26 protein-coding genes are annotated in these 26,961 nt (G+C 73.6%); 19 read left to right on the top strand and 7 right to left on the bottom strand.

Annotated elements, in window-relative coordinates; all coding sequences use genetic code 11:
- Positions 1-47: 47 nt before the first annotated feature.
- Positions 48-1,343: an alpha/beta fold hydrolase gene (locus ACH4KB_RS14700; RefSeq protein ID WP_398066326.1), complete on the bottom strand. Its 1,296-nt coding sequence runs from the start codon at positions 1,341-1,343 to the stop codon at positions 48-50.
- A 190-nt stretch (positions 1,344-1,533) separates the two neighbouring features.
- Between ACH4KB_RS14700 and ACH4KB_RS14695 the strand changes: the two genes are divergently transcribed.
- The gene (locus ACH4KB_RS14695) at positions 1,534-2,697 is read left to right on the top strand and encodes an ABC transporter ATP-binding protein (RefSeq protein ID WP_398066325.1); all 1,164 of its coding nucleotides are present in this window, start codon (positions 1,534-1,536) and stop codon (positions 2,695-2,697) included.
- Positions 2,698-2,868: 171 nt separating this feature from the next.
- A complete protein-coding gene (locus ACH4KB_RS14690; protein ID WP_398066324.1) occupies positions 2,869-3,693 on the top strand; it encodes an aldo/keto reductase in 825 nt (274 codons plus the stop codon).
- 13 nt (positions 3,694-3,706) lie between these two features.
- Here the strand turns inward: ACH4KB_RS14690 and ACH4KB_RS14685 are convergent, their stop codons facing one another.
- Entirely contained in the window at positions 3,707-4,006 is a 300-nt protein-coding gene (locus tag ACH4KB_RS14685) for a DUF2087 domain-containing protein (protein ID WP_398066323.1), read from the bottom strand.
- A 299-nt stretch (positions 4,007-4,305) separates the two neighbouring features.
- Here ACH4KB_RS14685 and ACH4KB_RS14680 point away from each other — a divergent pair, with 299 nt between their 5' ends.
- Positions 4,306-5,211, top strand: a complete 906-nt coding sequence (locus tag ACH4KB_RS14680; protein ID WP_398066322.1) for a nitroreductase/quinone reductase family protein — start codon at positions 4,306-4,308, stop codon at positions 5,209-5,211.
- 15 nt (positions 5,212-5,226) lie between these two features.
- Here ACH4KB_RS14680 and ACH4KB_RS14675 read toward each other — a convergent pair whose 3' ends face one another.
- From ACH4KB_RS14675 to ACH4KB_RS14665, 3 genes are read right to left on the bottom strand one after another with little or no spacing between them, the layout of a single operon-like run.
- Complete coding sequence (locus ACH4KB_RS14675) at positions 5,227-6,177, bottom strand: ABC transporter substrate-binding protein (RefSeq protein ID WP_398066321.1); 951 nt, start codon at positions 6,175-6,177, stop codon at positions 5,227-5,229.
- Positions 6,174-6,845 carry an ABC transporter permease gene (locus tag ACH4KB_RS14670; protein WP_398066320.1) on the bottom strand — a complete coding sequence of 224 codons (672 nt, stop codon included), beginning with the start codon at positions 6,843-6,845 and terminating at the stop codon, positions 6,174-6,176. Before ACH4KB_RS14670 ends, ACH4KB_RS14675 begins: the two co-directional genes overlap by 4 nt.
- A 25-nt stretch (positions 6,846-6,870) precedes the next feature.
- Positions 6,871-7,548, bottom strand: coding sequence for an ABC transporter permease (locus tag ACH4KB_RS14665; protein WP_398066319.1), 678 nt, complete (start codon positions 7,546-7,548; stop codon positions 6,871-6,873).
- A gap of 155 nt (positions 7,549-7,703) precedes the next feature.
- On the opposite strand from ACH4KB_RS14665, the gene ACH4KB_RS14660 reads away from it, so the two are divergent.
- The 14 genes from ACH4KB_RS14660 to ACH4KB_RS14595 all read left to right on the top strand — a co-directional run bounded on the left by ACH4KB_RS14660 (position 7,704) and on the right by ACH4KB_RS14595 (position 22,602).
- Positions 7,704-8,396, top strand: coding sequence for a hypothetical protein (locus ACH4KB_RS14660; RefSeq protein WP_398066318.1), 693 nt, complete (start codon positions 7,704-7,706; stop codon positions 8,394-8,396).
- A complete protein-coding gene (locus ACH4KB_RS14655; RefSeq protein ID WP_398066317.1) occupies positions 8,393-9,073 on the top strand; it encodes a DUF4166 domain-containing protein in 681 nt (226 codons plus the stop codon). The genes ACH4KB_RS14660 and ACH4KB_RS14655 overlap by 4 nt, the downstream gene beginning before the upstream one ends.
- Positions 9,070-9,798: a TetR/AcrR family transcriptional regulator gene (locus ACH4KB_RS14650; protein WP_398066316.1), complete on the top strand. Its 729-nt coding sequence runs from the start codon at positions 9,070-9,072 to the stop codon at positions 9,796-9,798. Before ACH4KB_RS14655 ends, ACH4KB_RS14650 begins: the two co-directional genes overlap by 4 nt.
- Positions 9,799-9,939: 141 nt before the next feature.
- The gene (locus ACH4KB_RS14645) at positions 9,940-10,998 is read left to right on the top strand and encodes a tetratricopeptide repeat protein (RefSeq protein ID WP_398066315.1); all 1,059 of its coding nucleotides are present in this window, start codon (positions 9,940-9,942) and stop codon (positions 10,996-10,998) included.
- Positions 10,995-12,044 (top strand): polyprenyl synthetase family protein, encoded by a 1,050-nt coding sequence (locus ACH4KB_RS14640; RefSeq protein ID WP_398066314.1) that lies wholly within the window; start codon positions 10,995-10,997, stop codon positions 12,042-12,044. The genes ACH4KB_RS14645 and ACH4KB_RS14640 overlap by 4 nt, the downstream gene beginning before the upstream one ends.
- A 618-nt stretch (positions 12,045-12,662) precedes the next feature.
- On the top strand, positions 12,663-13,826 hold the full coding sequence (locus tag ACH4KB_RS14635) for a glycosyltransferase (RefSeq protein WP_398066313.1): 1,164 nt from the start codon (positions 12,663-12,665) through the stop codon (positions 13,824-13,826).
- Entirely contained in the window at positions 13,823-15,304 is a 1,482-nt protein-coding gene (locus tag ACH4KB_RS14630) for an exopolysaccharide biosynthesis polyprenyl glycosylphosphotransferase (protein WP_398066312.1), read from the top strand. Before ACH4KB_RS14635 ends, ACH4KB_RS14630 begins: the two co-directional genes overlap by 4 nt.
- A gap of 2 nt (positions 15,305-15,306) precedes the next feature.
- Positions 15,307-16,665 (top strand): O-antigen ligase family protein, encoded by a 1,359-nt coding sequence (locus ACH4KB_RS14625; RefSeq protein WP_398066311.1) that lies wholly within the window; start codon positions 15,307-15,309, stop codon positions 16,663-16,665.
- Positions 16,662-18,428 (top strand): murein biosynthesis integral membrane protein MurJ, encoded by a 1,767-nt coding sequence (gene murJ, locus ACH4KB_RS14620; protein WP_398066310.1) that lies wholly within the window; start codon positions 16,662-16,664, stop codon positions 18,426-18,428. Before ACH4KB_RS14625 ends, murJ begins: the two co-directional genes overlap by 4 nt.
- Positions 18,418-19,230, top strand: a complete 813-nt coding sequence (locus ACH4KB_RS14615; RefSeq protein WP_398066309.1) for a polysaccharide deacetylase family protein — start codon at positions 18,418-18,420, stop codon at positions 19,228-19,230. The genes murJ and ACH4KB_RS14615 overlap by 11 nt, the downstream gene beginning before the upstream one ends.
- The gene (locus ACH4KB_RS14610; RefSeq protein WP_398066308.1) at positions 19,227-20,363 is read left to right on the top strand and encodes a glycosyltransferase; all 1,137 of its coding nucleotides are present in this window, start codon (positions 19,227-19,229) and stop codon (positions 20,361-20,363) included. The genes ACH4KB_RS14615 and ACH4KB_RS14610 overlap by 4 nt, the downstream gene beginning before the upstream one ends.
- Positions 20,360-21,037: a lipopolysaccharide biosynthesis protein gene (locus tag ACH4KB_RS14605; RefSeq protein WP_398066307.1), complete on the top strand. Its 678-nt coding sequence runs from the start codon at positions 20,360-20,362 to the stop codon at positions 21,035-21,037. Before ACH4KB_RS14610 ends, ACH4KB_RS14605 begins: the two co-directional genes overlap by 4 nt.
- Positions 21,034-22,182 (top strand): GNAT family N-acetyltransferase, encoded by a 1,149-nt coding sequence (locus ACH4KB_RS14600; RefSeq protein ID WP_398066306.1) that lies wholly within the window; start codon positions 21,034-21,036, stop codon positions 22,180-22,182. Before ACH4KB_RS14605 ends, ACH4KB_RS14600 begins: the two co-directional genes overlap by 4 nt.
- Positions 22,183-22,320: 138 nt before the next feature.
- A complete protein-coding gene (locus tag ACH4KB_RS14595) occupies positions 22,321-22,602 on the top strand; it encodes a chaplin (protein WP_398066305.1) in 282 nt (93 codons plus the stop codon).
- 67 nt (positions 22,603-22,669) lie between these two features.
- Here ACH4KB_RS14595 and ACH4KB_RS14590 read toward each other — a convergent pair whose 3' ends face one another.
- Positions 22,670-23,533, bottom strand: a complete 864-nt coding sequence (locus ACH4KB_RS14590; RefSeq protein ID WP_398066304.1) for a tyrosinase family protein — start codon at positions 23,531-23,533, stop codon at positions 22,670-22,672.
- A 19-nt stretch (positions 23,534-23,552) separates the two neighbouring features.
- Positions 23,553-24,038 (bottom strand): tyrosinase family oxidase copper chaperone, encoded by a 486-nt coding sequence (locus tag ACH4KB_RS14585; protein WP_398066303.1) that lies wholly within the window; start codon positions 24,036-24,038, stop codon positions 23,553-23,555.
- A gap of 260 nt (positions 24,039-24,298) precedes the next feature.
- Here ACH4KB_RS14585 and ACH4KB_RS14580 point away from each other — a divergent pair, with 260 nt between their 5' ends.
- Both ACH4KB_RS14580 and ACH4KB_RS14575 read left to right on the top strand, forming a co-directional pair.
- Complete coding sequence (locus ACH4KB_RS14580) at positions 24,299-25,588, top strand: cytochrome P450 (protein ID WP_398066302.1); 1,290 nt, start codon at positions 24,299-24,301, stop codon at positions 25,586-25,588.
- Between the two features lie 122 nt (positions 25,589-25,710).
- Entirely contained in the window at positions 25,711-26,937 is a 1,227-nt protein-coding gene (locus ACH4KB_RS14575) for a glycoside hydrolase family 26 protein (RefSeq protein WP_398066301.1), read from the top strand.
- Positions 26,938-26,961 lie beyond the last annotated feature (24 nt).

Genomic DNA, 26,961 nt, shown 5'->3' with positions numbered 1-26,961 from the left:
GGTCCGCGACCGCCCGGCCCGGGGCCGGGCGGTCGGGGCCCGGCCGGTCAGGCCTCGTCTCGGACGAGCGCCAGCAGCCGGTCCAGGACGCGGGGGCCGCCCGCGCGCACGCCGTCGTGCTCGTACTCGTCCGTCACCCAGGTCCGCAGCCCCCGGATCGCCGCCGCCGTGCGCAGCGCGTCCGCGGTGTCGACGTACATGTCGTCGTGGTAGACGGCCGCGGCGACCGGGACCTCGTTGGCGGCGAGCCGCTCGCGGTCGTACAGCACGGGCCAGTCGGTGCGCTGCGCGAGGAGCTCGGCGGTCTCGCGCAGCGGGCGCAGGGCCGGGTCGACGTCGAAGTGCCAGGGGTGGATGGTCTCGCCGGTGAAGAGGACCGGGCCGTCGCCCGCCAGCGCCGTCGCCGCGTCGAACTGCGGGAACTCGGCCCGGACACGCTCGGCGGCCCAGGCGGTGGGGCGCTCGCCCTGCCCGTAGATGGCTTCGTGGAGCAGGGCGTACAGCGGGTGCCCGGCAAAGGACGCGGCCGTGCGCATGGCCTCCTGGAAGGCGTCGGAGAGCTCGGTGGCGCCCGGGGTGCGGACGAACGCGTTCTCCAGCAGGTAGTGGAGCTGGTGGCTGCCGCTGCCCGAGCCGAGCATGATGCCGAGCGACTGGAAGCCCTCGGGCGTCAGCCGGTGTCCGGCGCTCTCGGGCCGGCGCTCGGCGAGGTACGCGATGATCGCGCGGGCGCGCTCGACGTCCTGGGGGTAGCGGGTGTAGTGGGCGGCGACCTTGCGTTCGATACGGGGGTACGCGGCCCGGTAGACGTCGTCCGCGTGGGCGTCCAGCGAGGGCAGTCCGCCGGTGATCAGGACCGCCGCGAGGCCCTCGGGGGCCGAGGAGAGATAGCGGACGGCGCAGAAGCCGCCGAAGGACTGGCCGAGGACCGTCCAGGGCGCTCCGCCGGTGAGCTGCGGCCGGATCAGCTCGCAGTCGCGGACGATGGAGTCGGAGCGGAAGTGGGCGAGGTAGTCGGCCTGTTCGCGCGGGCCGCCGCGGAGCGGGAGGGTCTGCCGGTTGGCCGGGGTGGACAGTCCGGTGCCGCGCTGGTCGAGGAGGAGGACCCGGAACTCGCGCAGGGCGCGGCCGAGCCAGGCCTCCGTGCCGACGAACCGGCGCGCGCCGAAGCCGGGGCCGCCCTCCAGGTAGACCAGCCAGGGCAGCTCCTCGCCTGCCCGGGAGGTGGCGACCGCTTCCCGGCCGTAGACCTCGATCTGCTCGCCGCCGGGGTCGCTGTGGTCCAGGGGCACGGTGAAACGCCGGTCGGTGAGGACGACGCCGGGCTGCCGGTAGCTGATCACGGGAACTCCTGAATCCGGGTGCGGACTGATCCGGGCGAAAGGGCCAGTTCAGCACATGGCCGCACCGGCCCGGCGGAGGGGTCGTCGGGGGATGCCCGCCCCGGCCCGGCGGACGGGTCGTCGGGGGATGCCCGCCCCGGACGGTCCCGGCCCGTGTGCGCGGCGGCCGGAGGACTCCTAGCGTTCAGACATGATCCGGTTCGAGCAGGTCGGCAAGGTCTATCCGGACGGGACGACGGCGGTCGACGGGCTGTCCTTCGAGGTGGCGGAGGGCGAGCTGGTGACCCTGGTGGGACCGTCCGGCTGCGGCAAGACGACCACGATGATGATGGTGAACCGGCTGATCGAGCCGACCTCGGGCCGGATCCTGGTGGACGGCGAGGACATCGCCGGGATCGACCCGGTGAAGCTGCGCCGGCGGATCGGCTATGTGATCCAGCAGGTGGGCCTCTTCCCGCACCGGACCGTCCTGGACAACACCGCGACCGTGCCGGCGCTGGTCGGCTGGAAGCGCGCACGGGCCCGGGAGCGGGCGGCGGAGCTGCTGGACCTGGTGGGCCTGGACCCGAGGACGTACGGCCCGCGCTATCCGGCGCAGCTCTCCGGCGGGCAGCGCCAGCGGGTGGGCGTGGCGCGGGCGCTCGCGGCGGATCCGCCGGTGCTGCTGATGGACGAGCCGTTCGGCGCGGTCGACCCGGTGGTGCGGGAGCGGCTTCAGAACGAGTTCCTGGCGCTCCAGCAGCGGGTGCGCAAGACGGTGCTCCTGGTGACGCACGACATCGAGGAGGCGGTGCGGATGGGCGACCGGATCGCCGTGTACGGGGAGGGGTGCATCGAGCAGTTCGACACCCCGGCCGCCGTGCTCGGCACCCCGGCGACCCCGTACGTGGCCCGGTTCGTGGGTTCCGACCGGGGGCTGAAGCGGCTGTCGGTCACCGCGATCGAGCCGGAGGACCTGGAGGAGCCGCCGGTGGCCCGGCTGGAGGAGCACGCCGGGGCCGCGGCGGCCCGGCTGGCGGCTGCGGGGGCCCGCTGGGCGGTGGTCCTCAACGGCGCGGGCGAGCTGCACGGCTGGGTGTCGGCGGACGCGCTGCGGTCGGCCGGGGAGGAGGGGACGGTGGGCGGCCTGGCCCGCCGGATGGACGCGTGGGTGCCGGTCGGGGCCCCGCTGAAGCAGGCGTTCAGCGAGATGCTCCAGCACGACGCGGGGTGGGTGGCGGTGCTGGACGGGGCCCGGTTCCTCGGGGTGCTGACCCCCGCGAAGCTGCACGAGGCGCTGCGCCGGTCGGTGGACGCCGACGCGCAGGGGGTGGGCCGTGAGGAGGTGGAGTTCGATTCCGTGGCGGACGCGTAGAGGTGCCTCCGCGTCCCAGCCCTACGGGGCACCCCGCCACATCTTGCCCGCGTTTGCGCATAGCCCGCGTGTGCAATTATTGTTGGCGCCAGTAAACGTCGCACGCCGGAAATTCCGGCGGGCGACGCGCACGAGGCACACCGCTGCACCGCTCTACCGGAAGGCCGTCACATGTCCACCGTTCCCACCGTCACGCTCAACAACGGCGTGACCATTCCCCAGCTCGGCTTCGGCGTCTTCCAGGTGCCCGACGACGAGACCACCGCGGCCGTCTCCGCCGCGCTGGAGGCCGGCTACCGGTCCATCGACACCGCGGCGATCTACGGCAACGAGGTCGGCGTGGGCCGGGCGCTGGCCGCCTCCGGGATCCCCCGCGAGGAGCTGTTCGTCACCACGAAGCTGTGGAACGCGGATCAGGGCTACGACGCGACGCTCGCAGCCTTCGACGCGAGCCTGGCCAAGCTCGGCCTCGACCACGTCGACCTCTACCTGATCCACTGGCCGACGCCCGCGCACGACCTGTACCCGGAGTCCTGGCGCGCCCTGGAGAAGCTGGCCGCCGACGGCCGGATCCGCGCGGCCGGGGTCTCCAACTTCCACCCCGCCCACCTGCGCCGACTGCTGGACACGGGCACGCTCGTCCCCGCGGTCAACCAGATCGAGCTGCACCCGGGCCTCCAGCAGGCCGAGCTGCGCGCCTTCCACGCCGAGCACGGCATCGCCACCGAGGCCTGGAGCCCGCTGGCCCAGGGCGCCCTGCTCAAGGAGGAGACGCTGGTCACCATCGCCGAGCGGCACGGCAAGTCGCCGGCCCAGGTGGTGCTGCGCTGGCACCTCCAGCTCGGCAACGTGGTGATCCCCAAGTCGGTCACGCCCGAACGGATCCGGCAGAACATCGACGTCTTCGACTTCGAGCTGTCGGCCGAGGACATGGACGCCATCGCGGCCCTGGACCGCGGCATGCGCACCGGCCCCGACCCCGACACCCTCAACTGACCCGGTTCACCGGTCAGCGTCCGCGGCGGTAGCTGCTGCCGTCCCGGGGCCGGACCAGCAGCCCCGCCACGACGAGGTAGCGGCGCAGCGCGGAGCAGTCCTCGTGGACGGTGAGGAGGGCCTCGTTCACCTCGCGCTCGGTGTACGAGCGCTCCCGCTCGAACAGCGTGTCGGCGAGGTGCACGAGCAACTGCTCCCGCCGGGCCTCCCTGCGCGGGATCGCGACCAGGCGGCCGTGCGAGAAGAGTGCTTCGACCCGGTGGGTGCGAGGGGTCCGCGACGGCGGCGTGAGGGGCTCTTGTTCAGCGGGCATGGCCGGAAGCGTCGCAGCCGTCCGGAGGACGGGCAACGCCTTTTCGGCGTTGCCCGTCCTCGCGTTGACAGACCCGTACCGGCCGGGTTGTGATGTGTCCGTGCAGCGTGACGTCGGCCAAAGAGATCTGGGCCGGCCGACGGTCAAGCCAGCACCCTCTTCCCAGGGATGACGCCGTGAGTCCACTCATCGCCCCCTGCCTCTGAGCACCGCAGCCTCCGAACGCTTCGCCGCGGGCACGCGCTCCGCGACGCCGGGCCTTCGCCGCCCGCTTTCCTTCCGGGAGACCCAGAACCTCCATGCCCCATGCCTTCCAGCAGTCCGTCATCACCGAGTTCCGCGCCAACGCGGGGAAGGTCGGCGGCCCCTTCGAGGGCGCCGATCTCCTGCTGCTCACCACCATCGGAGCCCGCTCCGGGAAGCCGCACACCACACCCCTCGGATACGTACGCGACGGCCGCCGGCTCCTCGTCGTCGGCTCCAACCTCGGCGCACCGCACCACCCCGACTGGTACCGCAACCTCCTCGCCCGTCCCACCGTGACGGTCGAGCTGGGCGACGACGAGTTCGAGTCCCTCGCCGTACCGGCCGAAGGGGCGCGGCGCGACGAACTCTTCGCCCGGATCGTCGCCGAAGCGCCCGGGTACGCCGACTACCAGGACACGACGGACCGCGTGCTGCCGGTCGTGGTCCTGGAGCGGCCCGACCCCGACGCGACGGCCCCCGCGATCGCCTCGCTCGCCGACAAGCTGGTGGAGGTGCACACCTGGCTGCGCGCCCAACTCCTCCACGTACACGCGGAGACGGAGGCGCACTTCGCCGCGCGGGCCGCACACCCGGGCGGGGTCGAGGCGCCCGCACCCGGCCTCGGGCTCCAGATCCGCCAGCGCTGCCTCGCGTTCTGCCAGGCCCTGGAGTTCCACCACACGGCCGAGGACGGCCACATGCTCCCGACGATGGAGGGCTACCACCCGCACCTGGTGGACGTCTTCGACCGGCTGCGGGAGGAGCACCGGAGCATCGGGGCCGTCCAGTCGGCGCTCGCGGCCCTGCTGGCCGACGTCGCCGTCGCGGAGCCGGACCGCTTCCGCGCCGAACTGGCCCGGATGACCGAGGAGCTGACCGCCCACCTCGACTACGAGGAGGAACACCTCCTGCCCCTGCTGGCCGGTGTGCCCTGGCCCCCGGCCCCGCCCGCCTCCTGAGCAGCCGGCCGTGCCTCAGCCCTCCGGGAGGAGCTTCTTCCCTTCCAGGTAGGTGCGTGCGACGTCCTCGGGCAGTCTGCGCCAGCTGTCGACCTGCTCGTTCATCGACGCCAGGTCGGCGGTGGTCAGGACGGTGTTGAGCCGGTCGAGGGCGTCGCGCACCCCGGTGCTCCCGGCGCGTGCGCGGTTGACGACGGGGACGACGTAGTCGGCGTTCTGGAGCTTCTTGTCGTCCTCCAGCAGGACGAGACCGAACTGGTCCAGGGTGGCGTCGGTCGTGGTGGTCAGGACCATCTGGTCCTGACCGCTCTGCACCGCCTGCTTGGCCTGGGTGGTGCCGACTCCCTTCGGGTCGACGGCGACGACGTCGATGCCGTACGTCCCGCACAGGCCGGGGGCGCAGTAGGGCCGCTGGACGCATTCGTCGCCCGCCGCCAGCCGTACGGGCAGTTTCGCGGCGCCGACGTCGCTGAGGGTCCTCAGTCCGTGTTCCTTCGCGTACGCGGCGGTGACGGCGAAGGCGTTCTGGTCGACGGCCCGGCCGGGGTCGAGCACGGTGAGTCCGCGCGGGGCGGCGAGCGAGCGCAGCTCCTTCATGGTGGTGGCGAGGTCGGGCGATCCGACCGGGGGCGCGTCGGCCCCGTTGGCCTTGGCGTTCAGCCAGTCGGCGAAGGTCGCGGCGTACTCCGCCACCACGTCGATCTGGCCGTTCTCCAGAGCCGGTTCGTAGATCTCGCGATTGGTCACGGAGATGGTGTCGGCGGAGTACCCGGCGTGCTCCAGGAGCAACGCGTACAGCTGGGCCAGCAGGTCGCTCTCGGTGAAGCCGGCCGATCCGACGGTGAGGTGCCTGCTGTCGCCGGGCGGTGCGGTGACCTCGCCCTGGTTCTCCAGTGCCGGGCCGGCGGCGCAGGCCGTGGCGGCGAGGAGGGCCAGCGCGGCCAGGGCCCGGCGGGCGCGGCTCATGCGGCCTCCCGGCCGCGCCGGGGGGCGAGACGCTGCCCCGCCTCGAAGAGGCTCTCGACGAGGAGGGCGAAGGCGGCCACCAGGATCGCCCCCGCCACCACCTGCGGGGTGGAGGCGAGGTTGAAGCCCGCGGTGATGATCCGCCCCAGTCCCCCGCCGCCGGCCAGCGCCGCGATGGTGGCGGTGGCCACCAGCTGGACGGCGGCGATCCGCACGCCGGTGAGGATCAGCGGGAGGGCGAGCGGCAGTTCTACACCCAGGAGCAGCTGGCGGCCGGTCATGCCCATGCCCCGGGCGGCCCGGACGACGTCCCGGTCGACCTCGCGCATCCCGACGTAGGCGTTGGTGAGGAGCGGCGGCACGGCGAAGAGCACGAGCGCGATGACCGTCGACCACTGCCCGCGCGTTCCGATGGGGGTGAGCAGCAGGAGGACCAGTACGGCGAAGGTGGGCACGGCCCGGCCGACGTTGGAGAGGTTGACGGCGAGCGCGCCGCCCTTGCCGAGGTGGCCCAGGACGAGGGCGACGGGGAGGGCGATCAGGCAGCTGATGAGCAGACAGACGACGGTGAGGTAGAGGTGTTCGCCGAGCCGGTTCCAGACGCCGTCGGGGCCGGACCAGTGGGCGGCGGTGGTGAGCCACGACCAGGTGTCGGAGAGGGTGTTCACCTCCGCGCCCCCCTGCTGGGTGTGTTCACGCCCGCCTCCGGGTCCAGGGGGTCAGCAGCCGTCCCGCTCCCAGGAGCAGCAGGTCGGCGGCGACGGCGATGACGACGCACAGGACGGAGGCGGTGAGCACCTGGGCCTTGAAGTAGGTGTTCATGCCGGAGTAGATGAGGTTGCCGAGTCCCCCGTGGCCGACGATCGCCCCGATGGTGACCAGGGAGACCGCGGAGACGGTGGCGATGCGCAGCCCGGCCATCGCGGCGGGCAGGGCGAGCGGGAGCTCCACGGCGATGAGCAGCCGCAGCGGCCCGTAGCCCATGCCGCGTGCGGCCTGCCGGGTCTCCTCGGGGACGGCCCGGAGCCCGGCCAGGATGTTGCGGACGAGCAGCGTCAGGGAGTAGAGGACGAGCCCCGCGATCACCAGCGCGGCGGAGAGTCCGTACAGCGGCAGCAGCAGGGAGAACATCGCGAGCGACGGGATCGTGTACAGAATCGTCGTCAGCCCCAGCACCGGGTCGGCCGCCCAGCGCCACCGGCGGGCGGCCACCGCCAGGGGGACGGCGAGCAGGAGCGCGATGGCCACCGAGGCGGCCGTCAGCTGGAGGTGTTGCAGCACCGCGTCCAGGAGGATCTCGCGGCGGCTGGAGAGGTAGGCCCCGCAGATCCACTCGTTACGGGCGAGGCAGTCGTCCGGGGGCGCCGTCACCCGTCCATTCGAGCGCGGCAGCGGTTCGATCGCGCGTCGGGGGCCGCCGTTCGAGGGTTTTGAGCGAGTGCTCAAACCCCTCTGGTAGCGTCCTGGCGAGCGGAGAGGGTTGAGCACTCGCTCAAAACCCTCGTGACCGACCCCGGGGGGCACGCATGGGCCTGTACATAGAGGCGTTGATCCGCACGGATCCGGAGCGCCTGTGGCAGCGGACGCAGGAGCCCGCCCAGCATCAGCGGTGGGATCTGCGCTTCACCGAGATCAGCCACCTGCCCTCTCCGCCGGGTTCCGCCCAGCGGTTCCGGTACGCGACCCGGGTGCTGCCCTTCCTGACCGTCGCGGGGACCGGGACGAGCGCGGGCGAGCGGCGGCGGGCGGACGGCGAGCGGGTCTCGGCCCTGCGCTTCGCCTCCTCGGAGTGGTTGTCGCCGCTGGCCGAGGGCAGCGGGTACTGGCGTTACGTTCCCACCGCCGACGGCATCCGCTTTCTGACCGGCTACGACTACCGGACCCGCTGGGGCCGCTTCGGCGCGGTCGCGGACCGGTTGGCGTTCCGGCCGCTGATGGGCTGGGCGACCGCCTGGTCCTTCGACCGGCTGCGGCTGTGGTGCGAGCGCGACGTCAGCCCGGCCCGGTCGCTGGCGTACGCCCTGGCGGAGGTCCTGGTACGGACCCTCGCCGTGGCGGCCGCCCTCCCCTTCGGCCCGGCGGCCGTACTGCCCGCCGCCCTGGCCGCGTTGTTGGTACCCCCGTCCCCGCTCACGCCCGCCGCCCGGCGCTGCCTGCGCAGACCGCCCGGCCGGCCGACCGCCGCCCCGTCCCTCCTCGCCCGGCTGGAGCGCCCGTGACCTCGATCTTCGCCCGTGCGATGGGAGACGACTTCGAGCGGCTCCACCCCCAGCTGCGACGGCGCTTCTCGGTCGGTCTGGAGAGCGGGGAGGCGTGCGTCGGGCGCGGTTCCATGGACCGGATCTGGCACGGCCGGACCTTCGTGAAGCCGTTCCTCGCGCTCGGCGCCACCCGCAATATCCTGGTGCCGAGGACCGGCCGCGACGTCCCGTTCACCATCGAGAACGTGCCGTACACCGACGCCCACGGCCGGGAGACCGTGACCTTCGTCCGGACGTTCGCCCTGCCGGGCGGTCCGCGCCGCTTCGACGCCACGATGGTGCACAGCCCCGAGCGGTCCTGCGTGCTGGACTACCTCGGTACGCACCAGCACCTCGCCACCGACCTGCGGCTCACCGCGGAGCCCGACGGTTCCCTGCTCATCCGCTCCGGGGAGCACCGCTTCCGCGAGGGGCCCGTCGACGTGCGGGTCCCCCGGCTGATCGGGGGTGACGCCGAGGTCCGCGAGTCCTTCGACGACGCCACGGGCCGCTTCCGCATCCGGGTCGTGGTGACCAACCGCCGCTTCGGCCCCCTGTTCGGGTACGAGGGAACGTTCCGCGCCCGCTATGTCGACGCCCTCCGCCACGGCGTGCGGGCGGGCCTGCGCCCGGTCCGCGAGGAGGCGCGGGCGTGACGGCGAGCGCGGCGGGGGCGGACACCCGCACGAAGCTTCTTCAGGGCGCGCTGCGCACCCTCGCCGAACAGGGGATCGCCAGGACGTCGGCCCGCTCGGTGGCGGCTTCGGCCGGGGTCAACCAGGCGCTGGTCTTCTACCACTTCGGCTCGGTCGACGAGCTGCTGGCGGCGGCCTGCCGGTACGGCGCGGAGCAGCGGGTGGCCCGTCACCGCGACCGGCTCGCCGCCGTCACCACCCTCGCCGAGCTGCTGGAGTGCGGGCGCGAGCTGCACGAGGAGGAGCGGGCCGGCGGCCATGTCGCCTTTCTCGCGCAGGTGCTCGCGGGAGCGCAGACCCAGCCCCGGCTGGCGCCCGCGACCGCGGCCGGGCTCGACCTGTGGACCGCCGAGATCGAGAAGGTCCTCACCCGGATCCTGGCGGACTCGCCGCTGGGCGAGTTCACCGACCCGGTGGGCCTCGCACGCGCCGTGACCGGTTCGTTCGTGGGCCTGGAGCTGTACGAGGGCGTCGACCCCGCGGGGGCCGGGCGCGCCTTCGACGCGCTGGAGCAGCTCGCCGAACTGGCCGGGGTGCTGGACGAGCTCGGCCCGGTGGCCCGGCGGGCGGTACGCCACCGGCTGCGGCGCACGGGGAGAACGCAGAAGGCGGTGCGCGGCGGGAACGCGGAACGACCTGGGCTTCCCGAGCAACCCTCCTCGCCCGGCCGCCGTCTTGATCCATGACAGGACGGTGCGCCGCGCGTGACGCGCGGCGCCCAACCCCCACATGATCCGGGCCTGCACGACCGCCGGACTATACCTTCCACGTATACATGGAGCGTATAGTTGCGCCGCTGCGGGCCCGGCACCGCGCGGAAGGCCCCCATGCAGACCAAGGCACTGGCGCCCGAGTACCAGGGAGCGCTCACCAAGATGTCGGTGAACGCCTCCCTCACCGACGTACTGGCCGAAGGCATACACCACCTGAGGCAGGCCGAGCTCTCCGGAACGCAGGAGGAGGTGGCGCGTTCGGGTCTGGCCGTGGCCGAGGCGCACCGCAGGCTCGGGCAGGTCGCGGAGGCCGACCGGGCCTGGAAGGCCAGCTACCGGGCCGCGCGCGCGGCCGGGAACACCGGGGCGATGGCGTGGGCGCTGTGGAGCGGGGGGACCCTGGCACGCCAACGCGGTTCGCTGCGCCTCGCGTTCAGGCTGCTCGGTCTCGCCGCGGAGCTGGGGAAGCGGGGCGGGGACGTGGTCGCCCGGGGCTATTCGCTGGCCGGCCTCGCCGAGACCGGCCGGATCCAGGGCGACTACGCGACCGTCGCGACGCTGCACGAACAGCTGCTGGCCGAGGCCCGCGCCCGGGGCGAGGCCCGGCACACCGTCTGGGCGCTGGAGGGCATCGCCCAGATCCACCGCAACACCGGCTCGCTGGACACCGCGTTGGAGATGTTCGAGGAGGCGGCCGTCCTGGCGGGCGACGCGGACGACCGGCGCGGCCGGGCCTGGGCCCTGCGCGGCATCGCCGACATCGTCTCCCTCCGGGACGGGGCGACCGGGCGCGCACTCGCCCTGCTCTCCGAGGCCGAGGGGACCTGTCGCGAGATGAACCTCTCCAGCGCCCTGGCGTACAACCACAAGATGCGGGCCAACGTGCTGTTCCGCGCCGGGCGGTACGAGGAGGCGCGCGAGGTCTACGAGCAGGCGCTCGGGGAGTTCCGTGCGATGGACGAGCCGCGGGGCGAGGCGCTCGCCTCGCTCGGCCTGGTCAAGGCGCGGGCCAGGCTCGGCCGGGACCGCGACGCCACCGCCGCCGAGCTGGACGAACTGCGCGGCAGGCTGAGCCGGATCGGACTGCTCAACGCCCAGGAGATGGTCGAGAAGGCGTACGCCGAACTCGGCGTGGAACCGGCCTCCGCGGGCGAGAGCGACGGCCGCCGATGACGCTCTCCACGACCAGCCGGGCGAGCGCACCGCAGATACTGGACCGCTGCCGCGAACTGGTGCGCCCGGCCCTGGTGGAGTCGGTGGGGCGGCTGCACCCCTGGCACGCGGAGACGGCGGCCTTCTCCCTGGGCTGGAGCGGGACCGGCGGCGAGCCGGCGCCCGGATCGCAGGGCAAGGGGGTCCGCCAGGCGCTCGCGGTGCTCGGCGCGGAGGCCGCGGGCGGCAGCGGGGCGGACGCGGTGCTCGGCGCGGTGGCCGTCGAACTGATCCACACCTTCTCGCTGATCCACGACGACATCATGGACGGGGACGAGACCCGTCGTCGCCGGCCGACGCTGTGGAAGGCGTACGGCACGGGGCCGGCGGTCCTCGCGGGTGACGCGCTGTTCGCGCTGGCCGTCTCCACGCTGGCGGAGGCTCCGGGCCCCGGCGGCGCGGCGGCGGTCCGGCAACTGGCCGGCGCTCTGAGCGACCTGGTGCGTGGTCAGGCGCAGGACCTGCTCTTCGAGTCCCGGCCGTGGACCGGGCCCGGGGCGGTCCTGCCGCACGAGTACCGGTCGATGGCCACCCAGAAGACGGGCTCCCTGCTCGGTTGCGCCGCCGCCCTGGGCGCGGTGCTGGCCGGCGCCCCGGCGAGCACCGTCGAGGCGCTCGACCTGGCGGGGCGGCAGGTGGGGGTGGCGTTCCAGGCGGTGGACGACCTGCTCGGGATCTGGGGCGATCCGCAGGTGACCGGCAAGCCGGTGCACAGCGACTTGCGGCGGCTCAAGAAGACGTACCCGGTGCTCGCCGCCCTGTCCGCCGACCACCCGGCGGCCCGGCGTCTCGACGCGCTGCTCACCTCTGCCGGGCCGCTCGACGACCTGGCGGCGCGCCGCGCGGCCGAGCTGATCGACGAGGCAGGGGGGCGGCGGGCCGCGGTCGCCGAGGCGCACGAGCACCTGGCCGCGGCCCGCGCCTGTCTGGACCGGGTCCCGCTGGCGGAGGACGCGCGCGGGGACCTGCTCACGCTGATCCCGTACCTCGTGGAGCGCACCGGCTGACCCGTGGCCGCCCGCCGGAAATCGGCGGGCGGCCACGGGTCCGCGTACGGCACGACGGGTCCGGGCGGGCCCTCGCCCACGCACCCGGACCCGCACCCGCACCCGCACCCGCCGCGACACGTGAGGACCCCAGTCGGCGTTCGTCGTGGGGGACATCAGTGACGTGGTGCCGGCTGCCATGGCGTCACGGGGCGCGGAATGAGCTCTGGGTAACGAAGTGGAAAGCGTGGCGCGCGCCGCGACCGTCTCTTTCGCCGCTCCGTCCGCCACCACGAGAATTATTCGAGAGCTGCCCCGATAGATGGTGCCGCCATCCAGTGCGGCGATCGGCGGAGCACGGCAGGCCGTAAACCGGCTGACGATATAAGCGGCGCGATGCGTACGGAACACCTCCGGCATTCCGCACGGGGACTCCCGGTAAGCCCTTTCACCGGCTGTCCGTGAAAGGCCCGCGGTCATGCGCCTGGCTGCTGCGCGACCACCCGAACGGCCCTCATTCCCGCATCATCCCCCTGTAGTCGTATGAGCGAGTCACGCGCACGATTTCGCCACAACTCTGCCAAAGTGCACTTCGGCTTAACTCACCGGATTGAGCGAAGAGAGCCGTGCGTGCTGCACATGCGTCGTACTGAAGAAAGCCGATTGACGGTCCTTCATCTGGTTCAACCCGTGGAGGGCGGAGTGGCCCGGGTCGTCACCGATCTCGTCAGGGCCCAGGCCGGGTCCGGGCTGCGCCCCGTGGTGGCCTGCCCTCCCGGCAGCCCGCTGGCCCTCGGGGCGGCGGCCGCGGGCGCCGAGGTCCATGGCTGGTCCGTCACCCGCGCCCCCGGGCCCCGGCTGGCCGGTGAGGTGGCCGCCGCGCGCAGGATCGTCCGCGTGAGCCGCCCGCACGTGGTGCACGCCCACAGCGCCAAGGCGGGACTGGCCGGCCGGATCGCGGTGCGCGGCCGGATCCCGACCGTGTTCCAGCCGCACGCCTGGTCGTTCGAGGCGGTCGGCGGGCGCACCGCGGAACTCGCGCTCGGCTGGGAGCGGTTCGGCGCGCGCTGGGCCGATCACATCCTGTGCGTCAGCGAATCCGAACGCCGCACCGGACAGGAGGCCGGCATCGCCGCCCGCTGGTCGGTCATCCACAACGGCATCGACCTCGACCGTTTCCGTCCCGGCGGAAGCGGGGACCGCGCGGAGGCCCGCGCCTCGCTGCCCCTGCTGGAAGGCGTCGGCCCGGATGCCCCGCTGGTCGTCTGCGTCGGCCGGCTGACCCGGCAGAAGGGGCAGGACGTGCTGCTGCGGGCCTGGCGCCGGATGCCGGCGGCCGGGGCCCGCCTGGTGCTGGTGGGGGACGGGCCCGACCGGGACGGACTGGAGGCGTCGGCCCCGCCGGGCGTGCTGTTCACCGGAGCCTGCGAGGACGTGCGGCCGTGGATCCACGCGGCGGACGTCCTCGTGCTGCCCTCCCGCTGGGAGGGCATGGCGCTGGCCCCGCTGGAGGCCATGGCCTGCGGGCGCCCCGTCGTGATGACCGACGTGAACGGGGCGCGGGAGAGCCTGCCGCCCGGCCACGAGGACCACTGTCTGGTGCCTCCGGAGGATCCGGAGGCACTGGCCGCGACGCTGACCGCCCTGCTCGCCGACCGGAAGCTGCGCGATGCGCTGGCCCGCCGGGCCCTGCGCCACACCCGTGCGTCCTTCGACGTCCGACGGACCGCGGGGGCCGTTACCGGTCTCTACCAGGAACTGGTCGGCGTGTCCGGCCCCACGAGGAAGCGCACCGAGCGATGACGATGGAGAGTGCACCGGTTCCCGGCGCTGGTCAGGCAACAGCCGTGCAGGCTCACACGGTTCATCCGCCGCGAAGAAGCGGCGGCGGTGCGCGGGCCCAGCCCGGCAGGCGCCGGACCGTCCGGTACGGCCGCCTCGCCCCGCTCCTGTGCGCGGATGCCCTGGCCCCGGCCGTGACGTTCGCCCTGGTCGTCCCGGTCCCGTGGCCCTGGATGCTGGTGGCCGCCCAGGCGGTGGCGCAGGTGCTGCTCTTCGCTCGACGTCGCCTGTACGCGATGCGCCTGTCCCCCTCGGTCCTCTCCGAACTCCCCGCCCTGCTCGGCCTCGCCCTCCTCCAGTGGTACGTGACCATGGAGGTGCTGGCCGCCTGGGCCCCGCAACAGTCGATCGGCTGGACTGTGCTGGCGTGCGGGGCCGCCACGCAGACCGTGCTGACCTGCGCGGGACGCGCGTCCGTGTACCGGGCGCGGCGGTGGGCCGCGGTCCGCCGCCCGCTGTCGACGCTGGTCGTGGGTCAGGGGCCGCCGGCCCGTCAGGTGACGGCCGCCCTGCACGGCCACCCCGCCTACGGACTGCGGCCGGTCGGTCTGGTCGCGCCCCCGGCATCCGGGGACGAGAAGCAGCCGACGGGTTCCGACTCCGTGCCGCTGCCGGTCCTGGCCTCGCCCCAGGAGGTGCGGCGGGCCGTCGTCCAGAACAGCGTGCGGCACGCGGTGTTCACGGCCCCGCCCGAGTCCACCCCGGACGGCGCCGCTCTCTTCACTCTGCTCACCGGTCACGGCTGCCGGGTGTGGCTGGTCACCGGTCCCGGCGCCGTCGCGGGGCTCCCGGCGGAAGGCCGCCCCGATCATCTGTGGGGTTTCACCGTCCAGCCGCTGAACGACGGGACGAACCGTCCTCTCGGCCACGGGGCGAAGCGGGCGATGGACGCCGCCCTGGCCGCGGTCGGGCTGTTGCTGGCGGCCCCGGTGATGGCGGCCTGTGCCCTGGCCGTGCGGCTCTCCGACGGGCCGGGCGTGATCTTCCGTCAGGAACGCGTCGGCCGGTACGGACGCCCCTTCGTCCTGCTGAAGTTCCGTACGCTGCGTCCCGCCGACGTCCAGGAGTCGGCCACCCGCTGGAACGTCGCGTCCGACGGGCGGATGAGCCGCGTCGGCCGTGTGCTGCGCCGGACCTCCCTCGACGAGTTGCCGCAGCTGTGGAACGTCCTGCGGGGCGATATGAGCATGGTCGGCCCGCGCCCCGAACGCCCCTACTTCGTGGCGCAGTTCAGCCGCGCCCATCCCGGCTATCAGGCCCGCCACCGGATGCCCGTGGGCATCACGGGTCTGGCCCAGGTGAACGGGTTGCGCGGCGACACCTCGATCGAGGAGCGGGCCCGCTTCGACAACCGCTACATCGAGACCTGGTCGCTGTGGCAGGACGCGTGCGTGCTCGCGCGGACCGCGGGTTCCCTGTTCCGGCTCGGAGGCAGCTGATCATGGCCGCTGTGCTCAGCCCGCCCGCGCCGTCGGCGGCGGCCGGACCCCGCGCCGTCTCCCGCCCCCCGTGGGGTGGTTGGCGGAGCCGTTGGCCGCTGCTGCCGCTGGTCGCGACCGTCCTGCTGCCCGCCCTGCCCTCCGGGGCCTCCGGTGGGGGCGGCCCGGCCGACGTGGCGTCCGGCCTCGCGGTGCTGGTGTGCGTGGGGCGGCTGCTGTATCTGCGGCAGCGTCCGCTGAGCGCCACCGCCGCGCTGGTCCTGGGCCTGCCCGCCGTGGGCTTCGCGGTGGCCGCGGTCACGGCGGCGGACCCGGCGGCGGCCCTGCCGGGGCTGGTCCGCCACCTCCAGGTCTTCGTCCTCGTACCGATCGCCGTGTACCTGCTGCTCAGGGACGCCCACGGGTTCCGGATCGTCACCGGCTCGCTCGTCCTCCTGGCGGTCGTGCAGGGCGTCACGGGCGTCCATCAGTACGTCACCGGGACCGGCGCCTCCTACATGGGCGAGGACGTCCGGGCGGTCGGCACGTTCGGGCCCAGCGACATCATGGGGATGGCGACCGTCGTCGCCTACGGGCTGCTCGCCGCCGCGGCCTGCGCCCTGCGTACGCCGCGGAACGCCCCGGTCTGGCTGCGGCCGTGCGCCGCCGTCCTGGCCGTCGCACTGATCGTGCCCCTGACGCTGTCGTTCAGCCGGGGCGTGTGGATCGCCACGGTCGCCGCGCTCCTCGTCGCCCTGGCGCTGACCGGGCGGCGGCAGGCCTTGACGTCGCTGGCCGTGCTGGGCGCGGCCGGGGTGGTCCTGGTCGGCGGGCTCGGCATCGGCTCCGAGATGATCGCGGACCGGGCCGCCAGCGTGACCCGGGTGACCAGCACCCCGGACCGGTCGGTCAGCGACCGCTACGCGATGTGGAGCGCGGCGGGCGCGATGTGGCGGGAGCGACCGGTCACCGGGGTCGGCCTCAAGGGGTTCCCCGCGCACCGCGACGGACACGCCTCCATCGGGCTCTCCTCCGGCAGCGACACGGCCGGGGCGGGCCAGGAGTTCCGTCGGCAGGCGCTCCTCTCCCCGCACAACATGTATCTCCTCGTCCTCAGCGAGCAGGGCCTCATCGGTCTGACCGCGCTCGTCGGCAGCTGGGCGGCGATCCTGGCCGGCGCGGTCCGCAGACTGTGCGTCGCCCGCTCGCGCGGACACACGGCCCTGGACTGCGGGCTGACGGCGGTGGCCCTGATGACCTGGCAGAGCGTCAACTTCCTGTACGCGGACATCGGCGGGCCCACCACGGTGCTGAGCGGGGTCGTGCTGGGGCTGGCCGCCTGGTGGGCGCTGGCCGGGCCGGACCGGGTGAACGCCGCATGAGCGACACCGGCACCGACACCGACACCGGCACCGGGACCGGGACCGGGGCAGGCACCGGGACGGGGACAGGGACGGAGGCCGAGGCACGCCCGGCGGGCACGGCGGCCCCCCCGCTGCTCCCGGCCCCCGGAGGAGGAACCGAAGGCCCCCTCTCCCCCGGCGTCGCGCCCGGAACGGCCGGCGGCGAGGCACCCCGGCTGGGGCCGTTCCTCGCCCGCGCGGCGGCGGCCACGGCGGTGCTGACCGTGGTGGGAGCCGTCCTCGGTCTGGTGCGGGACCAGGCCATCGCCCGGTACTTCGGGGCGAGCGACGCGAGTGACGCCTTCCTGATCGCCTGGACCGTGCCCGAGATGGCGGCGACGCTGCTGATCGAGGACGGGATGGCGCTCCTCCTGGTCCCCGCGTTCAGCCTCGCCCTGACCCGGCGGGCCGCGGCCGGGGAAGCTTCCGGCCCCGACCCCGTACGGGATCTGGTGGCAGCCACGCTCCCCCGGCTGTTCCTCCTGCTCTCCGGCGGCGCGGCGCTGCTCGTCGCGGGCGCCCCCTGGGTCGTGGGCGTGCTGGCCCCGGGCCTGGCCGATCCGCGGCTCGCCGTGGACTGCACGCGGCTGACCGCGGTCACCGTCCTCACCTTCGGGATCACCGGCTACTTCAGCGCCGCCCTGCGCGCGCACCGCAGCTTCCTGCCGCCCGCCGGGGTCTACGTCGCGTACAACCTCGGCATCATCGGGATGACGCTGGCCCTGCACGCGGCGTGGGGGGTGCGGGCGGCGGCGGCGGGGGTCGCGGTCGGCAGTGTGCTGATGATCCTGACCCAACTGCCCGTGTTCCTGCGGCTGCTGCCGCTCGCACGGCCCCGGCTGCCGAGGTTCCGGCGGGGCCGGCGTGCGACGCGGACCGTTCCGCTGCTGGGCTTCGCGGTGCTGGCCCCGGTGGTCCTGTTCGTGGTGAGCCGTCAGTCCCAGGTGCTGGTCGAGCGGTTCCTGGCCTCCACGCTGCCGGCGGGCGCGATCTCGCATCTGAACTACGCGCAGAAGGTCGCGCAGCTGCCGATGGTGCTGTCGCTGATGATCTGCACGGTGACCTTCCCGGTGGTCGCGCAGGCCATGGCCGCGGGGGACCGGGAGAAGGCCCGGCTGCGCGTCGAGCGGGACCTGGCGCTCGCCGGGATGGTGGTGCTGCTCGGCACGGCGGTCGTCCTCGGCTACGCGCCCCAGATCATCGGAGTGCTCTTCCAGCGCGGCGCGTTCGACACCGCCGACACCGCCTCCACCGCCCAGGTGATGCGCGTGTACGCGCTGGGGCTGCTCGGCCACTGTCTGGTCGGCGCGCTGAGCCGGCCGTTCTTCTCGTCCGGACGGCCCACCTGGTTCCCGGCGTTCGCCATGGGCACCGGGCTGCTGGTCACGATGGGGGCCGGGTACGCCCTGACGTACCGCTTCGGCGTGGACGGCATCGCGACCGCCAACGCGATCGGGATCAGCGCGGCGGCGCTGCTGCTCCTCATGGGCCTCGGCACCCGGGTGGTGCCGATCCGGACGCGGGCCGTGGCGCTCTCGCTGGGCCGGCTCACCGGGGCGTCGCTGGCGGCGGGCGTGGCCGGCTGGGCCTGCGCCCCCCTCATTTCCGATCCGGTGCTGAGCCTGGCCGCCGGGTGTCTCCTCGTCCCCTCCGTGTTCTTCCTGACCGGGCTCGCCCTGCGCTCGCCCGAGGTCGTCTCCCTGCTGGCACTCACCCGACGGAGGTTCCTTGATGGCCGCTGAATCCTCGGCACACCGCGCCGACGCTCCCGCGTCCCGGCTCCGCCCGCACACCCGCCGCCGCCCGTGGATCCTCACGTACCACTCGGTGACGGATCCGGGCGACGATCCGTACGGCATCACCGTCTCCCCCGACCGCCTCGACGCGCAGCTGTCCTGGCTGCGCAGCCGGCGGCTGACGGGGGTGGGGGTGTCCGAGCTGCTGCGCGCGGAGGACGGGCGCCGGCGCGGGCTGGTCGGGCTGACCTTCGACGACGGGTACGCGGACTTCCTCGACGAGGCGCTGCCGGTGCTCCGCAAGCACGGCTTCCGGGCGACGGTCTTCGTCCTCCCGGGCCGGCCGGGCGGCGTCAACGAGTGGGATCCGCTCGGCCCGCGCAAACAGCTGCTCACCCACGACGACGTCCGGCGGGTCGCCGCAGCGGGCATGGAGGTCGGCTCGCACGGTCTGTACCACCAGGATCTGACGGCCCTTCCGGACGAGGAGCTGCGCCGGGAGACCGCCCACAGCCGGGAGCTGATCGGCGATCTCACCGGGTCGCTCCCGGAGGGCTTCTGCTACCCGTACGGCATCCTCGACCGCCGGGTCACGGAGGCCGCGCGCTCGGCGGGCTACGGCTACGCGTGCGCGCTGGCTCCCGGCGCGCTGCTCAGCCGGTTCGCGCTGCCCCGCACCCACATCAGCCAGGCGGACCGGGGGGTACGCCTGTGGGCGAAGGACCTGCGGCACGGGCTGCGGCAGGTGGCGGCGCCCGGTGCGGGCACCCGGGTCGCCGGGCCGGTGCCGACGGGCGGCCCGCGGTGAGGGCGCTGCACGTCATCACCGGGCTCGGGGTCGGCGGCGCCGAGCGGCAGTTGCGGCTGCTGCTGCGGCATCTGCCGGTGGAGTGCGACGTCGTGACGCTCACCAACCCGGGGGCGGTGGCCGAGGAGCTGCGGTCCGACGGCATCCGGGTGACCCACCTGGGGATGCGCGGCAACCGGGACGTGGCGGCCGTCGGAAGGCTGGCCCGGCTGATCCGGGACGGCCGCTACGACGTGGTCCACACGCATCTGTACCGGGCCTGTGTGTACGGCAGGATCGCGGCCCGGCTCGCCGGGACCCGGGCCACCGTCGCGACCGAGCACTCCCTGGGGCGTGCCGAGATCGAGGGCCGCCCGCTCACCCGGTCCATCCGAGCCCTCTACCTCGCGACCGAACGCCTCGGGGCCGCGACCGTCGCCGTCTCCTCCACCGTGGCCGGCCGGCTGCGGGACTGGGGGGTGCCGGCCGACCGGATCCGGCTGGTGCCGAACGGCATCGACGCGGACCGGTTCCGCTTCGACGCCGGGCGCCGGGCCTCCGTACGGGCGGAACTGGGCGTCCCCGACGGGGCGTTCGTCGTCGGCGGGGTCGGTCGGCTGGTGCCGGGCAAGCGGTTCGACGTGCTGATCCGCGCGGTCGCCGCCCTGCCGGAGGCCCGCCTGCTGCTGGCCGGGGACGGTCCGGAGGCCGGGGCGCTGCGGGCGCTGTCCCTGCGCCTGGGGGCCGTGGACCGGATCCGGTTCCTCGGGGAGTGCGACGAGCGCGGGGACGGCCCGGTCCCGGGCGTCCCGGCGCTGCTGAGCGCCGTGGACGCCTTCGTCTCCACGTCCCGCGAGGAGTCCTTCGGGCTCGCCGCCGTGGAGGCGCTCGCCGCCGGACTGCCCGTGTTCCACGACGCCTGCCCGGCCATCGACGACCTGCCCGCCGCCCACGCCCCCGCGGCCACCCGCATCGCCGGGAGCCCCGAGGAGCTGACGGCCCGGCTGCGGCAGCGGGTCCAGGCCGGAGCGGACCGGCGGCCGCCGCCCCGGGCCGTCGGCCATTACGACATCAGGCGCAGCAGCGAACGCCTGATGGACGTGTACGCGTACGCCCTCGACACCGCCCCACCGAACCGGAGAGCCCTTTCATGACCGACTCACCCGAGCAGCAGCGCCGGCACGTCGTCGTCCGTCGGCTGCGCACCGCCCTCGCCCGGCTGCCGCACTGGTGGCCGCTGCCCGTCTCCGTACTGATCGGCACCGCGTCCGGGCTCTCGTACAGTGCGCTCGCCGCGGACCGGTACGAGGCCACCAGCTATGCGATGGCGGTCGCCGAGGCGGAGACGGACCCCTCGGCGGCCCTGGGGTACGCCCAGTCGTACGGGCGGCTGACGACGAGCGACGCGACGCTCTCGTACGCCCAGGGCGCGGCCGGCGAACCGGTGCGCGAGCTGCGGTCCCACGTCCGGTCGGAGACCTCTCCCGACTCGCCGATGATCGCGGTGACGGGCACGTCCGAGGACCGGCACAAGGCGGCCGACATCGCCAACGCGGTCATCGAGGCCGTCATCGTGAGCAGCGGCCATGTCTCCGAGGACACCGGGGTGAGGCTGATCAAGTTCACCCACGCGATGACGCCGGACCAGCCGGTCTCGCCGTCCGTGCCGCTGGGCGGCGCCGTGGGAGCCGCGACGGGCGGGCTGCTGGGCGGCCTCGTGCTGCTGGTCCGGCCGCGCCGGGCGGGCCGGCCCGTCCCGGCGCAGGTTCCCGGTCCGACGGCCGAAGGCGGCAAAGTCGCCCAGGACGGCCGGGAGCTCGTCCGATGACGGGGCGCCGGGCGGGCGGCCTCGCCGTGACCCTGTGCCGGGACTTCGGGGAGTTCGGCGCTCTCGCCGGGGAGTGGGACGCGCTGCACCGCCGCTGCGCCACCGCGACCCCCTTCCAGAGCCACGCCTGGCTCCACTCGTGGTGGATCTCCTACGGTCAGGAGGGCCGGCTGCGGGTGCTGCTGGTCCGCCGGGCGGGGCGGCTGATCGGGGCGGCGCCGCTGATGCTGGTGCACCGCCCGATGCCGCTGCTCGTCCCGATGGGCGGGGCGATCTCCGACTTCTTCGACATCCTGCTGGACGAGGAGGAGGCCGGGTACGCGGTGGGGGCGCTGGGGCGCGGTCTGGACCGGGCGGCCCGGCACACCGTGGTGGACCTGCGGGAGGTCAGGCCCGACGCGTCGGCGCAGCTGCTGTTCGGGCGGTGGGCCGGGGCCCGGAGCCGGCTCACCGACTCGACGTGCATGGAGCTGCCGGCCGAGCCGCTGGGCGACGCCGTGGCGCGGCTGACGGGCTCGCGGGGCCAGCGGCTGCGTTCCAAGCTGCGCAAGGTCGACGCCCTGGGCGTCGAGGCGCGCCGGATCCCGCGGGACGGGGTGCCCGCCGCGATCGGCACGCTGCTGCGGCTGCACGAGCGGCAGTGGGAGGGCCGGGCGGTCAACCCCGAGCATCTCCGGGCGCGGTTCTCGGACCATCTGATCCGGTCGGTGGGCCGGATGGTGGGGGACGGTACGGCGGCCATGACCGAGTTCCGGTTGAACGGCGAGGTGGTGGCGTCCAACCTGTCGTTGCAGTCCGGACGGCTGACGGGCGGCTATCTGTACGGTGCGGACCCGGCGCTGCGCGAGCGGAAGGTCGATGTGTCGACGATGCTGCTGCGCGAGGTCGCCCAGCAGGCCTCGGACGGCGGGCGCGCGGTGCTGAGCCTGCTGCGCGGTGCGGAGAGCTACAAGAACCACTGGGGGCCGGTGCCGGTGGTCAACCAGCGGCTGCTGCTGGCGCGGCCGGGCCTGGAGCCGCTGCTGCGACTGCGCGAGTCGCAGGTGGCCGTCCGGGAGCGGGCGGTGGAGACCGTGAAGGCCCGGTTCCCGGCGGCGCGGGACTGGCACGAGCGGTTGACGGGGCTGTCGGTGATCGGGCGCTGACGGGCCGGGCGTACGCCGGACAGGGGCGTCGGAGATATCACCTGTGCGCTGATCCGTTACCGTCCGGCCTCTCCCGCGTTGTCAGGGGGTGCGGGCCTCGCGTCCGCAGCACACCCCCTTCTTTACAAGGAGTTCTGAATGTCTCGTATGACGAAGGTCGCCGCTGTCATGGCCGGCACCGGCGCCCTGATCGCCGGCGGCGCCGGCATGGCGTCCGCGGACGCCGGCGCCCAGGGCCTCGCCGCCGCCTCCCCCGGCGTCGGCTCGGGCAACGTGGTCCAGGTCCCCGTGCACGTGCCGGTGAACCTCTGCGGCAACACGATCAACGTGATCGGCCTGCTGAACCCGGCCTTCGGCAACACCTGCGTCAACGCCGACGGCGGCCACCACGACAACGGCGGCTACGGCTACGGCCGCTGACCGCCCGTAGTACAGGAACGGCCGGCTTCCTCCTCGCGGAGGGGGCCGGCCGTTCCTCCGTCCGGGCTCAGGCGTAGCGGTAGAGCTTGCCGTGGTCGAGGAGTCTGCGCGGGGTCACACCCCAAGGGGGCATGGCGTCGTCGAGGCCGAAGACGTAGTCGCGGTCCGGGCCCGGCGACGGGGGCTTGCGGCCCGGCAGGTAGGCGGAGTCCGGGTGGGCCTTGCGCCAACGGTCCCACAACAGGTCGATGAAGGAGTGGTGGAGCCAGAACACCGGGTCCTCGGGGGAGGCCGCGCCCGCCATCGGGCCGCCGACCCACTGGTGCACCTGGTTGTGGAGGCCCACCCCGCGCACGCCCCGGATCCCCCACCCCTCGACGCGGTTGCGGAAGCCCCCGGTGCAGACGCTGTTCCAGGGCTCGGTGTCGTAGACGGGGTCCTTGAGCGCCCGCGCCAGGTCGTTCCTGGTGGGGAGGGAGACCGGGTCGCGGCCCGGTCTGCCGAAGTTGCGGGTGAGGTAGTGCTCGTCGGTGACGCCCCTGCCGACGCTCCAGTTGCCCGCCCTGTAGGCGAAGGCTCCGGTGGTGACCTGCCGGTCGCCCTGTCTGCCGTTGCCGCCGAGGAAGTCCTCCGCCCAGAGCGACGAGGTCGGCTTGTTGTCCTGGGTCCAGTCCCAGTACGGGACGCTGACGCCCGCGTCCACGCCTCTCAGGGCCTTCTCGAACTCCAGCAGGTACTGGCGGTGCCAGGGGAAGAACGAGGACGTCATGTGCGCCGGGCGGGGCCGGCGCTCGGTGTCCATGACGTAGTACTCCCGGTGCATGACGACGAAGTCGTCGTAGCGGCCCGAGCGCTTCAGTTTCAGGATCGCGTCGACGAGCCGGCGCTTCTCGGTGCGCGTGAGGTCGCGCTGGTTCTTGCGGGTGTACACCGGTGCTGGTCCTCCTGGTTCACATGCGGTGCGCGGCGGGGTGCGCGAGTTGGGCGGCTCCGAGCTCGTCGACGGCGGCACGGGCCGCCTCCAGCAGCGTCGGGTACGACTCGTAGTGCCGGACGTCGCTGAGATAGGTGCCGTCCGCCCGCCTCATGACGTGCAGGGGCCTGCCGTCGATGCGGATCTCTGCTCCCGGTTCGGCGGCGATCGCGAGCCGGTGGTCGTCCGTGGCGCCGGCGGGGACGACGGCGGTCGCCGTCGCGCGGATCTCCCTGCCCCGGTACATCTCGGCGAACTCCTCCGCCGCGGGTGCGGGGCGGGGCGGGGTGCCGGATGCGGGCGCCCGGGGCACGGGCCGGGCCGTGGCGGCCCGCTCAGGGCCGACCAGCGGGAGCAGGGCGCCCGCGGTGCCCGTGACCACTGCGGCGGTGAAGGCTCCGCGCAGGACGGTCCGGCGGGAGGGAACGCGGGGGCCGCCCGGTTTCGCGGGGGTGGGGCTCATGGGATGACTGCCTGCCTCTCGTGGACTCGCCTCGTCGACTCGTGACTCGCTCACTCGTCCGAGGTGCTTCTGATGGCGATGTTGACAACGAGGCGGTGGCGAAACAGTTCTCGTGCGTGCGGCGTACGGCGCACAGTCACCGGTTCCGTTCCGTCAAACGCGTGAGGGTGCGGGCGCTTCGGGAGTGACGGGCCGCGTCGATGAGGCTCCTCGCGGCGGCGGGCCGGACCATGGCCTGGCGAACCGTGGAGGTGATGGGCATGACCGTTCCGTATCCGTTGTCCGGGGACCGTGTGCTGCGCGCGGCGGACGTCGATCTGGCCGACCCGGCCTTCTGGCGGCTGCCCCGCCCCGTGCGGCTCAGGGCCTTCGCCCTGCTGCGGGAGCTGGACGCGCCGGTCCTGTTCACTCCGCGGGCCGGTGCCGCGCGCACCGCCGGGAAGCCTTTCCACGCCCTGGTGCGCCATGCGGACGTGCGGACCGCGAGCCGGACGCCCCAGGTGTTCGCGAGCGCTCCGGGGGTCACCACCCCGGAGCCGGCCGGGTGGGCGAAGGCGTTGTTCGGGAACTCGATGGTCAACATGGACGGGCCCGAGCACGCGGCGCTGCGCCGGATCATCTCGCGGCGGTTCACCCCTCGGCTGCTGGCGGACGTCGAGGAGAACGTCGGCCGGCTCGCCGGGCGGCTGGTGGACGAGCTGATCGCCGAGCGCCCCCGGGACTTCATGCCGTCGGCGGCCTCGCGGCTGCCGCTGGAGGTGATCTGCGACCTGATGGGCGTCCCGGAGGCGTATCGGGCGCGGATCGCGGAGCAGATCGACCACGCCTCGGAGCACGTCGGCGTCGAGCGCCGGGGCCGGGCCCGGCTGCGGATTCCCGGCCGCGGGCTGGCGTCGCTGGCCCGGATGCAGTTCGTCATGGGGCGGCTCGCCCGGGAACGGCGCCGTGACCCCGGGGACGACCTCGTCTCGGCGCTCGTCAGTGCGGACATCGACGGCGAGGCGCTGTCCGGGCGGCAACTCGGGGCCTTCTTCTCGCTGTTGCTGGTGGCGGGGGTGGAGACGACCCGCAACGCCATCGCGCACGGGCTGTTCCTGCTCGACCGGCATCCGGAGCAGCGGGAACTGCTGCGGTCCGACTTCGACCGGTACATCGGCGGCGCCGTCGACGAGATCGTGCGGCATTCGACGCCGATCATCCAGTTCCGCAGGACTGTCGCCACGGAATGTGAACTGGGCGGCCGTACGTTTCTCCCGGGGGAGAAAGTCGCTCTCATTTATGCGTCGGCCAATCGCGACGAGACGGTTTTCACCCAGCCGGATCGCTTCGACATCACCCGGTCACCCAATCCCCATCTGGGATACGGCGGCGGGGGCCCGCACCACTGCCTGGGAGCACATCTGGCACGGCTCGAAATGGTGGCGCTCTTCCGGGAACTGATCTCCCGTCGTCCCGTCATGCGAAACCTGGGAGATCCGGACCTGGTCGACTCGAATTTCGACAACCGCGTCGGATCGCTGCCCTTCACGTTCGGCCCCACATTCACCTGATCGGCGCGTACGCAACGCCGAATACGATAAATGGACTCCTGCACATGCCCCCGGTGCACGATGATGCGACTCTCTCCCTATCAGGCCGAACCGGCCGGAATGCACCACAGCCAGGAGGAGTAATGCCGTCCAAGCGCCGTCTTATCGTTTCGTGCATCGCGGCGGCTGCTCTCAGCCTCCTGGCGGGTGGCGGCATCGCGGGGCAGTCGCCGCCGGGCGCCGACTCCGTCGACGGCGCCGCCCCCGGCGCCCCGGCGGCGGCGAGCAGCACGGCGCACGGCGCGTATCTGGACTACGGGCCCGCAGGGGTCAGCAGGATGGCCGAGCTGTCGCGCTGGCTCGGCGGGGCGGAGCTACGGGTGGGACACACCTACCTGCCGGGCGATCTGTGGGTGAACATCGAGGGGGCGCCCGATTTCCTCGACGCCTGGGCGGAGTGGAGACAGGCGGACCCGGACCGGATGTTCGTCCTGAACGTGCCGATGCTGGAGCGCAACGAGGAGCGGGTCCCGGACGACGAGGTCCGCACCCTGCTCCGGGCGGGCGCGGCCGGAAGTTACGACCAGCACTTCACCCGGCTCGCGGAGCGGCTGGTGGAACTGGGTGTTCCGGACACCGTGATCGTGCTCGGCTGGGAGATGAACGGCACCACGTACACCCATCGGTGCGGCCCCGATCCCGCGTCCTGGAAGGCGTACTGGCAGCGGATCGTCACGGCGATGCGCGCGGTGCCCGGTCAGGACTTCCGCTTCGACTTCACGCCGAGCCGGGGACGGGACGCGGTGCCGTGGACCGAGTGCTACCCGGGCGACGACGTCGTCGACATCGTCGGGATGGACTCCTACGACCAGCCGCCCGGCGAGACCTTCGACGACCAGATCACCGACCCGTACGGGCTCCAGAAGCACATCGACTTCGCCGCGGAGCACGGCAAGCCCATCTCGTTCCCGGAGTGGGGGCTCTTCCGCAACGGCGACAACCCCGCGTACATGCGGCGGATGCTGGAGTGGATCGACCGGCACGAGCCGCTGTACCAGACGGTCACGGACTACTGCCCGCACGGCGTCTGGCAGTGCGAGAGCAATCCGCGGTCCTCGAAGGTGTTCCGGAGGATGCTGACCGAGATGGCCGCGCCGGCCGCGCCCGTGTCCAGCCCGACGCCGACGCCCGCACCTACCGCCGCTCCGACGGATCCGGCGCCCTCACCGACGGTCGCGCCGTCCGTGGTGCCGTCCCCGGTGGCGTCCTCGCCCTCGCCCACGGCTCCGGGCGCCGGGGGGCCGTCCGCCCGCGAGTGGTGCGTGCCGGTCCCGTGGCTGCGGGAGCGCGAGATCTGCTTCCGCTACTGATCCCGGGCATGGAAACGGCTCCGG

It is taken from the genome of Streptomyces sp. NPDC017520 (assembly GCF_044329855.1).
Lineage (GTDB): Bacteria > Actinomycetota > Actinomycetes > Streptomycetales > Streptomycetaceae > Streptomyces.
The sequence above is the reverse complement of the archived record's forward strand: the minus strand, read 5'-3'. Positions and strand labels throughout refer to the sequence as shown.